The organism is Arthrobacter sp. (genome assembly GCF_048266065.1).
Classification (GTDB): Bacteria; Actinomycetota; Actinomycetes; order Actinomycetales; family Micrococcaceae; genus Arthrobacter_H.
Map to the genome: position 1 here is coordinate 119,150 of NZ_JBLXAH010000008.1, position 12,042 is coordinate 131,191.

Sequence of the window (12,042 nt, forward strand, 5' to 3'; positions counted from 1 at the left end):
CCCGGCGGAGGGGATCAGCGCATGTATTCGAAATGCCAGGCCTCGGCGTAGGGTGAGCCCTTCTCATATACCTTGTGGTGCACCCAGCCGTAGGACTTCGAATGTGCCTTGAGCCAGGTGTGGTACCTGCCGCCGAACCCGTAGTCCCGCGTTTCGGGAAAGTCGATCGCCAGGCCCCACCCGTGGTTGGAGGTGCCCGGTGTGGCGGCGATCATCCGGCCCAGTTCCCGGTAGAGGTACTCCTGGGTACCGCGCGTGCGGTAGGTCAGGTCGATTTCGAGATGGCGCCCGAATTTCCTCTTGAACGCCTGGTCCAGTTTCGTCAGGTCACGTAGCGCTGGGCCGGCGATCAGGTTCTGGCCCGGGTCCCAGGAAATCGCCACCAGGTTCGAGGAGGCCAGCTTGCCGTTGGGCATCCTGCGGACCTGGGCCGCCGTGGTGCGCCGTGACCACGTGCTGGTCCTGGGCTGGGAGCGGCGCAGCGCGCTGGCCCGCACCCATCCGGTGGCGCCGGCGGTGCGCACGCAGTACCAGCCCCTCGGGGTGGCATGGGCCCTCTCCATCCGGGTATCGCGCCAGGCGACGGTCCCCGCCGGCAGGTCCCCGATCATGGTGGACCCGTTGGGCAGGTAGGACAGGTCGGAGCCGTTGGCGGAGAAGTAGTAGCGGGCGCTGGTGGGCAGGCCGTTGCGCGTGGAGGTGTAGGCGGGCTCCTTGGACGTGTCGGGCTTGAGGTAGCGGTGTGAAACGTATCCGGTCTTGCCCCGGTAGCTCAGCCGGTACCAGCCGTTCGCCGCGACGCCGGTGGCAGTGAACTTCGCGTTCTGCTTCAACGTACCAAGCCGTTTGCCGCCCGTGGATGCCGTGGAACGCACATTCAAGGCGGCCAGTGTCTGGACCCGCACCCGGATGCGGGTGGACTTCGTCGCGGAGGTCTTTTTGGCCACGGCGACGACCTTCGCATACCGGTTGGACACGTAGCCGGTCCTGCCCCGGTAGGTGATCCGGTACCAGCCGTTGGAGGCCCTGCCGGTGGTCGTGACGGTGCTCCCCTTGGCCAGGGTCCCCAGCCGGCGTCCGGAGGCGGAGGCGCTGGCGCGCACGTTGAGGTTGGCCGTCGTGCGGACCCGGGTGGTGGCCGCGGTGGCGGGTGGAGGGGCGAGCAGCATGCCGGCACCGCCGAGCAGCGACGCTGCGGCCACCGCGGCCACGCCGAAGAGCCGCCTGCGGTCCAACACGGAGCCGGCTGGTGGGGGTGTGATGTCCATGGGGTTCCTTCCCCGTCGGTGGTGCCTAGCGGATGTCCCCGACCATGGCCGAGAGTTCGTCGTGCAGGTCGCGGTCGCGGCCGATCGCCGTGCCGTCGATCGAGGTCACCGGCGCCAGCAGGCGGATGCTGGAGACCAGCCAGACGGCGTCGGCCTCCAGCAGGTGGTGCGGCTCCAACGGGCCATAGCCCAGCGACCAGCCGGCCTCCCGGGCCGCGTTGAAGATCGCCCCCTGGGTGGTTCCGGGCAGGATGCCGGTCTCCAGCCGGGGCGTCACCAGGCGCTTGACCCCGTCCCGATGGGTGGCCAGCAGCACGGTGGACGTCGGGCCCTCCAGGACCCGGCCGTCGCTGGAGGTGAAGATGACGTCGTCGGCACCGACCGAGTGGGCATGGCGCAGCGCTGCCATGTTCACCGCGTAGGAGAGCGTCTTCGCGCCCATGAGCAGCCAGGGCGCCCGATCCGCGAGCGAGGAATCGTAGCCGCGGTCCAACAGGACGACGGCGATGCCCTCCTCGCGCTGACGGCGCCCCACCTGGGGGGCGGGGGAGACGGTGACCCAGGCGGCGCCGTGCGGCTGGCCTTCGGGCCCCCGGGTGAGCACCAGCTTGACCACCGCCTCGTCGGCGTCGTCGGGCTCCCCGTAGGCCGCCACGGCGGTGTCGATCGCCCCCCGCCAAGCGGTCTCGTCGGGCAGGGGGAGCTCGCAGCTGGCCGCGGATGAACGCAGCCGTGCCAGATGGGCGTCGAGCTTGCGCACCACGCCAGCGGTGTACAGCATCGACTCGAACACGCCGTCGCCGCGGACCACACCCTGGTCGGTGACGAGCAGTTGCGGGACGGAGGCGTCTGCCACCCGGCCGGCGGGCGTGGCGGAATCCACGAAAACCAAGACAGTCATGCGCACCAGATTACCCTTGGGCCCCCGGTGGCGGCCGCTAGGCTTATCGGATGATCCTGGGTGGAAGGCATGTCGTTGACTGAGTCGTTGTCGTTGTTCCTCTGGGGCGACCTGCCCGGATGGCTGGTGGCAGTGCTGTGGACCATCGACATCGGCATCCGTGTGGTGATGCTCGGCGTCGTTCCCGGCAACCGGCGCCCCACCACCGCCATGGCCTGGCTGCTCTCGATCTTTTTCCTGCCCGTGGTGGGACTGCTCCTGTTCCTGCTCTTCGGCAACTTCAAGCTCTCCCAACGCCGCATCGACCGCCAGGCCGAGGTCAACGAACGCGTCTTCGCGGCCACCCAGCACCTGGACCTGCACGACGACGACCTCGACGCCCCGGAGTGGGTGCAGTCCGCTGCCCGGTTGAACCGCAACCTCGGGGCCTTTCCCATCCAGCAGGGCAACCGGATCGAGTTCATCACCGACGGCCGCGAAGCCATCCGGCAGATGACCGAGGAGATCCACACCGCCGAAAAATACGTCAACGTCCAGTTCTACATCGTGGGGGACGACCCGGACCTGACGGATCCGTTCCTGCGGGCCCTCGAGGAAGCAGTGAAGCGTGGGGTCAAGGTGAGGTTCCTCTTCGACCACCTCGGCACCATGCGCACCGCCGGCTACCGCCAGCTGCTGCGCCGGCTGCAGGCCAGCGGCATGGAGTGGCGGCGCATGCTCCCGGTGTCGCCGCTGCGTCGGCAGTGGCGCCGGCCGGACCTGCGCAACCACCGCAAGATCCTGGTGATCGACGGTGAGGTCGCCTACAGCGGAAGCCAGAACCTGATCGAACCCGGCTACAAGCGCGCCTCGGCGCACAAGATCGGCCGCGAATGGATCGACTTGATGGCACGGGTGAAGGGGCCGCTGGTCACCGCCCTGGACGTCGTCTTCGCCACCGACTGGTCCCAGGAGACCGACGAGAACCTCTTGCAGCACGTCAACGAGGGCGGCGTGCCGACCGAACGTGGGGATGTCACCGGGCAGCTGGTACCCAGCGGCCCGGGGTTCGATTCGGAGAACAACCTGCGCCTGTTCAACACGCTGATGTATTCGGCCACGGAAAAGCTTACGATCACCAGCCCGTACTTCGTCCCCGACGATTCCATGCTGTATGCGATCACCACAGCGGCCCAGCGCGGGGTCGAGGTGGAACTGCTCGTCTCCGAGCGCGGCGACCAGGCGCTGGTGCACCATGCCCAGCGGTCCTACTACCTGCAGCTGCTGCGGGCCGGGGTGAAGATCTACCTGTACCGCAAACCCTACGTGCTGCACACCAAGTGCTTCACGGTCGACGACGAGGTGGCGGTCTTCGGATCCTCGAACATGGACATGCGCTCGTTCTCGCTGAACCTGGAGGTTTCCGTGATGCTCCTGGGGGTCCGGGCGGTGCGGGAGATCGACAGGATCCAGGCGCAGTACAAGGAGGAGTCCATGTTGTTGACGCTGGAGGACTGGGAGGGCCGCCCGCGGTGGGAACGCTACGTGGACAACGTCGCCCGGCTCACCTCGACGCTGCAGTAGGGCACCGGGCTCAGTCCCCGGTGTGTCCCTTGGACGGGAGGCTGGAGGCGAAGATGCGCCGTGCCGCGACGCCCCCGACGCCGGGCAGGCCCATGATGCGCAGGGCCACCCGGCGCACCACTTGGCCGATCCGACCGCTCGGGACGAAGAACGTGGCATTGCGCCGTCCGGCCGCCTGCTGGGTCTCCGCGACCGGGCGCCACTGCTCCTCGTAGGCGGCCAGCCCGGCACCCAGGTCGCCGTCGTGGGCCCGCAGCGCCCGCGCCAGGGCGAGGGAACCTGCGAGCGCCAGCGAGGCCCCCTGCCCGGCCAGCAGCGACACGGCATAGGCCGCATCGCCGGTGATGACCACCCGGCCACGGCTCCAGTGCGGGCAGGAGGACTGGGCCACGACGTCGTAGTAGATCTCGTCGCCGGCGCGTTCCATCACGGCGGGGATGCGCCAGCCCAGGTCCGCGTAGGCGGTGGCCAGATGTGCCCCCTGGTCCCGCGGCACCGACGGGTTGTCGGTGGCTTCGACGGCAAAGACCGCCACGCGCCCGTCGGGCAGCGCGTAGAGCCCCGCCTGGCGGATCAGCGAGTCGGTCAACGTCACCACCGGCCCCAGGTCGCGGGCCAGCGGCGGGTCCTCGACGATGAATCCGGCGACGTGGTAGCCCAACAGCCGCAGGGTGTCCTCCCCGCGGCCGAAGACCTCGCGGCGGACCGTGGAATGGATCCCGTCGGCGCCGACCACCAGATCGGCCTCGAAACGGGTCCCCTCCCGCAGCACGACGACGGCCGGCTCGCCCGGTGCCCCGCCGCCGGTTCCCGGGGACCCGGGGTCCACGGAAACCACGGGGGCGGATTGATGGACCGTCACCGCGGCGGGCAGCCACTCGCGCAGGCCATCCTCGATGTCGGGGCGCAGGATGCTGAAGAACCTGCCGCGCGAGGCCCGCAGGAAGGCCCCCATGGACAGCCTCGCCGTCGTCCTGCCGGTGGCGTCGACGTAGCGTAGCGAGTCGTACAACACGCCCCGGCGGCGCAGTGCCGGCAGCAGGCCCATGGACTCGGCGGCGTCGAAACCCGGGCCGAAGAAGTCGATCATGTACCCGGCAGGTCGCGGGCCCGGTGCCTGTTCGAGGACGTCGACGGCCCACCCGTCGGCGGCCAGCTGCCCGGCGATCGAAAGGCCGCTGATGCCGGCCCCCACGACGACGGCGCGTCGGGCCGGTACGGGCGGATGCGGCGGGGTGGCAGCTGGGCTCATCCCCCCAGGGTAGGTCCGGGCCCTTGGGAAGGGTAGGGCCCGGACGCCCGGCCCGACGCCTGCGCCCCGGCCGGCCCGGCCTCGAACCGGGTGCCCAGCGCCCGCAGGACACCGCGGGACTTGGTGGCCACCTCATCCCACTCGCCGGCGGGATCCGAATCCGCGGTGATGGCCCCGCCGAGCCCCAACGAGAGCTGCCAGCCGCCGTCGTTCCCGGGGGCACGGCGGGCGACCAGGGTGCGGATGACCACTGCCAGGTCGGCGGCCCCGGTGTGCGAGTAGTAGCCGGCGGCACCGGAGTACACCCCGCGGGCCCTGCCCTCTTCCAGGCCGTCGAGGATCGCCATCGTGGAGATCTTGGGTGCGCCGGTCATCGATCCGGGTGGGAAGGCGACGGCCACGGCCTCGGAGCGGGAGGCATCCGGGAGCAGGCGGGCCTCGATGGTGGAGACGAGCTGGTGCACGGTCGCGTACGTCTCCACCTCGCACAAGCGCGGAACGCGCAGCGTCGCCGGGTCCGCGAAGCGGGACAGGTCGTTGCGCAGCAGGTCCACGATCATGATGTTTTCGGCACGGTCCTTCGGTGCGGTGGCCAGGTCGCGGGCCAGCGCGGCGTCCTCCACCGGGTCGGCGGAGCGGGGGCGGGTGCCCTTGATCGGCTCGGCCCGCAGCAACCCCGCGGCGTCGACCGACAGGAACCGCTCGGGGGAGGAACTGGCGACGGCGACGGGCCCCCACCGGATGAAATGCGCGAACGGTGCCGGGCTCGAGGCCCGCAACGCCAGGTAGGTGCTCCAGGGGTCGAAGCCCGTGGTGCCGTCTTCCGGGGGCGGGACGTCTGCCTGCAGGGAGGTGGTCAGGCAGACCTCGTAGCTGTTCCCGTCGGCGATCTGCTGCTGGGCCTCTCGGATCTTCCGGAGGTACGCGGTGCGGGTGTCGGCGGCGGTGAAGGCTGGCGGCGGCCCGGCCGGTGCCGCAGCGGTCGTCACCGGGAGCCCGCCACGCAGCAGTGCCTCCGTTGCCTCCAGCCACGGCACGGCCTCCGGTGCCGCCAGGGCCAGGAGCCAGGCCTCGGAGCGCTCGTGGTCCAGGACCACCGCGCGCGCCGGTTGGAGCAGGGCCGCGTCGGGTGTGGGGCTCGACGTCCGGTCGACACCCCCGGATTCGCGGCCGAGTTCATAGCCGAGCCAGCCGAGCCAGCCGAGCGCGAAACCACACTCGAGTCCCGCCGGCGCCTCCACCCGGGCCGGACCCCAGTTGCGGTCCAGCCAGGAGAAGAAGCGTCCGGCCAGGCGGGTGCGGGTGCAGCCGATGGCCACCTCGGTGGTGCCGGCCCGGTGTTCGACCCGGGTGGCCGTGCCCCCGCCGTCGTCGGCCAGGATGCTGAAACGGTTGCGCGTGGTGCCCGGGAGGCCGGCGCTGGAGGAGTCCAGGAACACCGCGTGGTCGCCGGGGAAGTGCCGTTCGAACAGCCCGGCTGCGTCGATCGGGCCCCGCGGCAGCCGCAACCGCCGGGAGATCAGTGCCGGGGTGGCGGCCGCCTGGATCTCGGGGCGTAGTGTCTCCTGGAGCCCGGGAAGCTGGGCCAGGGCGCGCAGGGTATCCGCCGGCGCGCTGCCATCGGCCCGGTTGTAGACCAGGACGTCCGCGGTGTCGGGGACGGGATCCGTGTCGAGCCATCCGCGCTCCTGTGCCGCCCAGCGGTCCCAGTGCGGGGCAAACGTTTCGCCATCGCGGGCCAGGGCCCGCCGGCGTCGGGCCGCCTCGTCGACCTCGACCCAGGCGACCGCGTCCAGGTAGGGGCGTGCCGCGCGGCAGCCGGCCCCGACTCCCTCGACGATGACGACGTCGGCCGCCACGGTGCTGCGGCGCTCGCCGTCGGCGTCATGGACCCAGTCCCAGGAGGTCCAACGGGCATCCTCCCCCCAATACAGGGACTCCAGGACCTGGGCGACGTAGCGGTCGCGGCCTTCCGCCAGGCCGTCCCACCCGGTATAGACGTCCTCCAGATGGAAGACCGACACGGTGCGGTGGACGCGCAGGGCGGTCGCCAACTCCAGGGCCAACGTGCTCTTGCCCGCCCCGGATCGACCATCGACGGCGATGATCGCGGGGGATCTACGCGCCACGTGTGTCTGCGGTCTGGTTCTTGATGTGGTGCACCAGCCCCGGAAGCGCAGCGGAGATCAGCTGTGCCGTGGTCTCGAAATCGGCGTCATCGCCATACCAGGGATCGTAGATTCCCTGCTGGGACGGGGCCTCGCGGGAGACCTCGGGATCGAAGGAGCGCAACATGCGGACCTTGGACCGCTGGTCCTCGTCGGTGGCGAGGCGGCGCAGGTGGTTGAAGTGGTCGGTGTCCAGGGCCAGGACCAGATCGGCGGTGGCGAAGTCGTCGGCGGTGAACTGGCGGGCCACGTGGCTCGAGGCCTCGATGCCGCGCCGGGTGAGCAGCCCGGCGGCCCGCGGGTCGATCGGGTTCCCGGTCTCCCAGTCGCTGGTGGCTGCGGAGGCGATCTCCACGTCCTCCAGCCCGGCCGCATCCACTGCCTCCCGGAGCATGTACGCGGCCATCGGCGACCTGCAGATGTTCCCGGTGCAGACTGTCAGGATCCTGTACATGATGCCAGTCTATGCACCCGGCGGCCCGGACGGCAGGACGCACGGCAGCGGGTCTGGCCGCAGGCCTACTGGTGGAGGAACAGCAGCAGGGCGGCGACGAAGATGAACAGCGTCCCGAACACCAGGTTCAGGATGCGCTGGCCGCGGACATTGCGGGTGAAGCGGCGGAACCCCTTGGCCGTCGCGGCAAAGAAGAACCACATGACCAGGATGTCCACGGCCACGATCGTGCCGATGAGCACGAGGTACTGCGGCACCAGCGGCTCCTGCGGGCGGATGAATTGCGGGGTGAACGCCAGGAAGAAGACGATCGCCTTCGGGTTGAGCAGGTTCACCCACAGGCCGCGGCGGAACATGGAGGCCGCCGGTTCGTGGGCCCGGACGTCGACCGCCGCCGTGTCCGGATCGGGCTTGGCCCGCAGCAGCCCGACGCCGAGGTACACCAGGTAGGCCGCACCGAGGTAGCGCACCACGGCGAAGGCGATCGGGGAGTTGGCGACCAGGACGCCGACGCCGGCGGCAACGACGAGCACATGGACCAGCAGTGCCGCCTGCTGGCCCAGGATCCCCCAGAAGGAACGGCGGAACCCGGCGTTCAGTGCGTTGTTCATGGTGTTGATGGCCCCGGCGCCGGGGGTGAAGCTGATGAGGAGGCTGGCACCCAAAAGCGAGAGCCACAGGGAAAAGGTCACCCGAGGATCCTACGGGTTGGCTCAGTCCTGGCCGACGTGCGCGATGAGCTCGACACTGGGCATGATGAACACGGCCGACGGATCCGCGGCCCAGGCGCGCCAGCCCGCGGAGATCTCCTCGAGGGCGGGTTGGTCGGCGATACCGCGTTCGAGCGCCTGCTCGGCGTAGCTGGAGTGCAGCGACCGCTCGGCCCAGCCGAGGCCGAACCCGTTGCGTTGCCCGGCGTTGCCGTGGATCCAGGTCGACGCGGAGATGTCCAGCTCGGCCGCGTCGAAACCGGCGTCGATGGCCCAGGACAGCAGGCGGCGCCCGGCATTGGGTTCGGCGCCGTTGGAGCGCGAAATGGCGTCGTAGACGTCCCGCCATCGGTCCAGTGCCGGGGCCTGGGGGAACCAGGACATGGCCGCATAGTCGGCCTCGCGCAACGACACCAGCCCGCCGGGGGCGGCCACCCGGCGCAGTTCGCGCACCGCGGCCACCGGATCCGCGAGGTGGTGCAGCACCTGGTGGGCGTGCGCGACGTCGAAGGCGCCGTCGTCGTACTGCAGGTCGTAGATGTTGCCCGTCTCGAAGGTGGCGTTGTCGACGCCCTCCGCGGCGGCGCGGGCGCGGGCGGTGGCGAGCACGTCCTCGGAGCGGTCGACGCCGACCGCCCGGCCGGCGCCATCGGGGGAGGCCACCTGGCGTGCCAGGTCCAGGGTGATGGAGCCGGGGCCGCAACCGACATCGAGGATCCGCAGGCCGGGGGCCAGGTGCGGCAGCAGGTGCGGGGCGGAGTCGGCGGCGGTGCGCACCGCATGCGCGCGGACGACGCTCTCGTGGTGGCCGTGGGAGTAAACCTCGTTGTCCATGAACCGAGCCTAGGCGAATGGGGGCGTGGAGGGGCAGCTACATGTCGAGTTTTTTCGTCGCCTCGTCCACCGCGCGTGAGGCGTCGGCCATGAAGCGGGAGACGAGGGCGATGTCTGCCGCGGTGTAGCCGGCGATGGTCTGGCCCAGGGCCCGGGCCAGGGGGCCGAACATGCGCCGGCCCTCGGCCATGGCGTGGTCGGTGACGGCGACGCGCACCACGCGGCGGTCGTCCTCCGAGCGGTGGCGAACCACGTGGCCGCTGCGCTCCAGCCGGTTGACCAGTGCCGAGGTGGCCGGCGGGCTCAGATGCAGTTCGCGGCCGAGCATCGACGTCGTGGGTGGCCTTCCGGCCTGTTCGTGGCGCATGATCACGGAGAGGGCGTTCAGGTCGCTGCGGTGCATCGCGTTGTCGCCGCTGGTGGTGTCCACGAAGCGGTCCGACGCCTGGGTGAATTCCTGGAGGAGCCGGACCAACTGGAAGTTCGCTCCGTTGTCCACCGTTGCAGTGTAGCGCCGATCGGTTATGATTCCATGGTGAAACTATTTCAGGATGGAAGTAAGTCGGGAACCCTTCCCGCGCACCCGCGGGTGCGCCTGCTGGTCTGCGGGGTCCTGGTGCTGGTGTGGCTGGGCATCGCCGGCATCGGCGGCCCGACCTTCGGGAAGCTGGACCAGGTCCAGAGCAACGACCAGTCGAGCTTCCTGCCCGCCTCGGCGGAGGCCACCCGCGCCCTGGAATGGCAGCAGCGGTTCGATGGCAGCGGCACCATTCCCGCCGTCGTCGTGCTCGAGGCAACGGACCGCGCCGCCCTCGGGGACGTGGACCTGAAGGCCCTGGCCGCCCGGGTCGCGGACCTGGACGCCGTCACCGGCGACGTGGCCGGGCCGTTCCCGTCCGAGGACGGCCGCGCGGCCGAGATGATCGTCCCCCTCAACGGTTCGGTGGACACTGACCAGGCCGTCGGGCAGCTGCGCAGCCTGCTGGGAGCCGGGATGGCCCCCGGGGTCAGCGCCTACGTCGCCGGCCCGGCCGGCCTGACGGCTGACCTGATCGGGGCCTTTGCCGGCATCGACGGGATCCTGTTGCTGGCCGCACTCGGTGCGGTGCTGGTGATCCTCCTGCTGGTCTACCGGTCGCTGCTGCTGCCGCTGGCGGTCCTGTTCACCTCGGTGTCGGCGCTCTGCGCGGCGATCCTCGCGGTGTTCTGGATGGCCAAGGCCGGATGGATCGTGCTCGACGGGCAAAGCCAGGGCATCCTGTCCATCCTGGTCATCGGGGCCGCGACGGATTATTCGCTGTTGCTGGTCGCCCGGCACAAGGAGGCCGTCGCCGACGGTGCCCGGAGGCTGCAGGCGGTCCGGGCGGCCCTGCGCGGGGCGGCGGCACCGATCATCGCCTCGGCCGGGACCGTGACCGTGGGCCTGCTGTGCCTGGTCTTCTCCGACCTGAACTCGAACAAGGCGCTGGGCCCGATCGGCGCCTCGGGGATCGTGTTCTCCGTCCTGGCCGCGCTCACCTTGCTGCCCGCGCTGCTGGGCCTGCTCGGGCGGGGCGCCTACTGGCCGCTCATCCCGCGCCACCATGACCACGTCCCGGCGTCGCCGGTGGACGGCGCTGGCCTCTGGGCGCGCACGGCCCGGATGGTGCGCCGCCACCCCCGCCGGCTCTGGATCGCCACCGCCGTCGTCCTGCTGGCCGGCTGCGCCGGGATCACCCAGCTGCAGGCCACCGGCGTGCCGCAAAGCGAGCTGGTCCTCGGCCAGACCGAATCCGCCGACGGGCAGGACGCGCTGGCGCGGCACTTCGACGCCGGGGCCGGCAGCCCGGCCACGGTCATCGTGGAATCGGACCGCGGCGAGGCCGTGCTCGAACGGGTCAAGGGGGTCGACGGGGTGGCCAGCGCCTACCTGCAGGCCCCCGGGGGAGCGCCCGCCGGCGTGGGCGCCCCGGGCGCGGAAACGCGACCGCAGGTCGTGGACGGCCACGTCCTGCTCTCCGTGACGCTGTCCGATGCCGCCGATTCGTCCGCGGCCCAGGAGACGGTCACCGCGCTGCGGACGGCGACCCACGCGGTGGACCCCGGCGCCCTGGTCGGCGGTCCGAGCGCGGTGTCGCTGGACACCAACCTCACGGCGGAGGCAGACCTGGTGAAGATCATCCCGCTGGTCCTGGCCGCGATCCTGGTCATCCTGGTCCTGCTGCTGCGCTCGATCCTGGCCCCCGTGCTGCTGGTGCTCACGACGGTCATCTCCTACGGGACGGCCATGGGCGTCTCCGCGCTGGTCTTCAACGGGGTCTTCGACTTCCCCGGGGCCGACCCGTCGGTGCCGCTCTTCGGGTTCGTCTTCCTCGTGGCCCTGGGGGTGGACTACAACATCTTCCTCATGACCCGTGTGCGCGAGGAATCGCGGGTCCACGGCACCCGGGACGGGGTGTTGCGCGGGTTGGCCGTCACCGGGGGAGTCATCAGTTCCGCCGGCATCGTGTTGGCGGCGACGTTCGCGGCCCTGGGCGTCATCCCGATCATGTTCCTGGTCCAGCTGGCCTTCATCGTCTCCTTCGGCGTCCTGCTCGACACCCTGGTCGTCAGGTCCCTGCTGGTCCCCGCGCTGGCCTATGACCTCGGCGAGCGGATCTGGTGGCCGTGGAAACCCAAGCCGCTCGCCGGAGGCGATGCCGACACCGGTCACACGGCCGACCGGCCCGTGAGATCCGGCACACAATAGGGGCAGGGCGGGAGCCGCTGCTAGACTGGCGGACAGTGGCTCCACGCCTTCCGGCTCCGGTTGGACGCATGCGGGCCCTGCGTCGACAGATTTGACCCTTTTCCCGCCGCCCCGGCATCACGCATGACGAGCCGGCAGCAGCGGCGGAAGACCCATCGCCTCCG

Annotated in this window: 10 protein-coding genes; 2 read left to right on the forward strand and 8 right to left on the reverse strand. The window is 70.7% G+C overall.

From position 1 onward, the window contains the following. Positions 1-14: 14 nt before the first annotated feature. Together ACN0TP_RS13955 and ACN0TP_RS13960 are read right to left on the reverse strand one after the other, a co-directional pair. On the reverse strand, positions 15-1,268 hold the full coding sequence (locus ACN0TP_RS13955; protein ID WP_417219892.1) for an SH3 domain-containing protein: 1,254 nt from the start codon (positions 1,266-1,268) through the stop codon (positions 15-17). A gap of 25 nt (positions 1,269-1,293) precedes the next feature. Beyond that, on the reverse strand, positions 1,294-2,169 hold the full coding sequence (locus ACN0TP_RS13960; protein WP_417219893.1) for an aminodeoxychorismate lyase: 876 nt from the start codon (positions 2,167-2,169) through the stop codon (positions 1,294-1,296). 69 nt (positions 2,170-2,238) lie between these two features. Here ACN0TP_RS13960 and cls point away from each other — a divergent pair, with 69 nt between their 5' ends. Beyond that, positions 2,239-3,732, forward strand: a complete 1,494-nt coding sequence (gene cls, locus ACN0TP_RS13965) for a cardiolipin synthase (protein WP_417219894.1) — start codon at positions 2,239-2,241, stop codon at positions 3,730-3,732. Positions 3,733-3,742: 10 nt separating this feature from the next. Here cls and ACN0TP_RS13970 read toward each other — a convergent pair whose 3' ends face one another. The 6 genes from ACN0TP_RS13970 to ACN0TP_RS13995 all read right to left on the reverse strand — a co-directional run bounded on the left by ACN0TP_RS13970 (position 3,743) and on the right by ACN0TP_RS13995 (position 9,649). After that, the gene (locus ACN0TP_RS13970; protein ID WP_417219895.1) at positions 3,743-4,984 is read right to left on the reverse strand and encodes an FAD-dependent monooxygenase; all 1,242 of its coding nucleotides are present in this window, start codon (positions 4,982-4,984) and stop codon (positions 3,743-3,745) included. Further along, positions 4,981-7,113, reverse strand: a complete 2,133-nt coding sequence (locus ACN0TP_RS13975; protein WP_417219896.1) for a chorismate-binding protein — start codon at positions 7,111-7,113, stop codon at positions 4,981-4,983. Before ACN0TP_RS13975 ends, ACN0TP_RS13970 begins: the two co-directional genes overlap by 4 nt. Further along, on the reverse strand, positions 7,103-7,606 hold the full coding sequence (locus ACN0TP_RS13980) for a low molecular weight protein-tyrosine-phosphatase (RefSeq protein WP_417219897.1): 504 nt from the start codon (positions 7,604-7,606) through the stop codon (positions 7,103-7,105). The genes ACN0TP_RS13975 and ACN0TP_RS13980 overlap by 11 nt, the downstream gene beginning before the upstream one ends. A 65-nt stretch (positions 7,607-7,671) precedes the next feature. Further along, positions 7,672-8,298: a LysE family transporter gene (locus ACN0TP_RS13985; RefSeq protein ID WP_417219898.1), complete on the reverse strand. Its 627-nt coding sequence runs from the start codon at positions 8,296-8,298 to the stop codon at positions 7,672-7,674. A 21-nt stretch (positions 8,299-8,319) separates the two neighbouring features. Continuing rightward, on the reverse strand, positions 8,320-9,150 hold the full coding sequence (locus ACN0TP_RS13990; RefSeq protein WP_417219899.1) for a methyltransferase domain-containing protein: 831 nt from the start codon (positions 9,148-9,150) through the stop codon (positions 8,320-8,322). A 37-nt stretch (positions 9,151-9,187) separates the two neighbouring features. Next, complete coding sequence (locus ACN0TP_RS13995; RefSeq protein WP_417219900.1) at positions 9,188-9,649, reverse strand: MarR family winged helix-turn-helix transcriptional regulator; 462 nt, start codon at positions 9,647-9,649, stop codon at positions 9,188-9,190. 33 nt (positions 9,650-9,682) lie between these two features. Between ACN0TP_RS13995 and ACN0TP_RS14000 the strand changes: the two genes are divergently transcribed. Next, positions 9,683-11,878: an MMPL family transporter gene (locus tag ACN0TP_RS14000; protein WP_417219901.1), complete on the forward strand. Its 2,196-nt coding sequence runs from the start codon at positions 9,683-9,685 to the stop codon at positions 11,876-11,878. The last annotated feature ends 164 nt before the right edge of the window (positions 11,879-12,042 follow it).

What these genes read in the sequence shown, in the direction of transcription:
- ACN0TP_RS13960 (WP_417219893.1), bottom strand. Translation starts at nt 2,169, where the DNA reads ATGACTGTCTTGGTTTTCGTGGATTCCGCCACGCCCGCCGGCCGGGTG.
- ACN0TP_RS13990 (WP_417219899.1), bottom strand. Translation starts at nt 9,150, where the DNA reads ATGGACAACGAGGTTTACTCCCACGGCCACCACGAGAGCGTCGTCCGC.
- ACN0TP_RS13970 (WP_417219895.1), bottom strand. Translation starts at nt 4,984, where the DNA reads ATGAGCCCAGCTGCCACCCCGCCGCATCCGCCCGTACCGGCCCGACGC.
- ACN0TP_RS14000 (WP_417219901.1), top strand. Translation starts at nt 9,683, where the DNA reads ATGGTGAAACTATTTCAGGATGGAAGTAAGTCGGGAACCCTTCCCGCG.
- ACN0TP_RS13980 (WP_417219897.1), bottom strand. Translation starts at nt 7,606, where the DNA reads ATGTACAGGATCCTGACAGTCTGCACCGGGAACATCTGCAGGTCGCCG.
- ACN0TP_RS13955 (WP_417219892.1), bottom strand. Translation starts at nt 1,268, where the DNA reads ATGGACATCACACCCCCACCAGCCGGCTCCGTGTTGGACCGCAGGCGG.
- cls (WP_417219894.1), top strand. Translation starts at nt 2,239, where the DNA reads ATGTCGTTGACTGAGTCGTTGTCGTTGTTCCTCTGGGGCGACCTGCCC.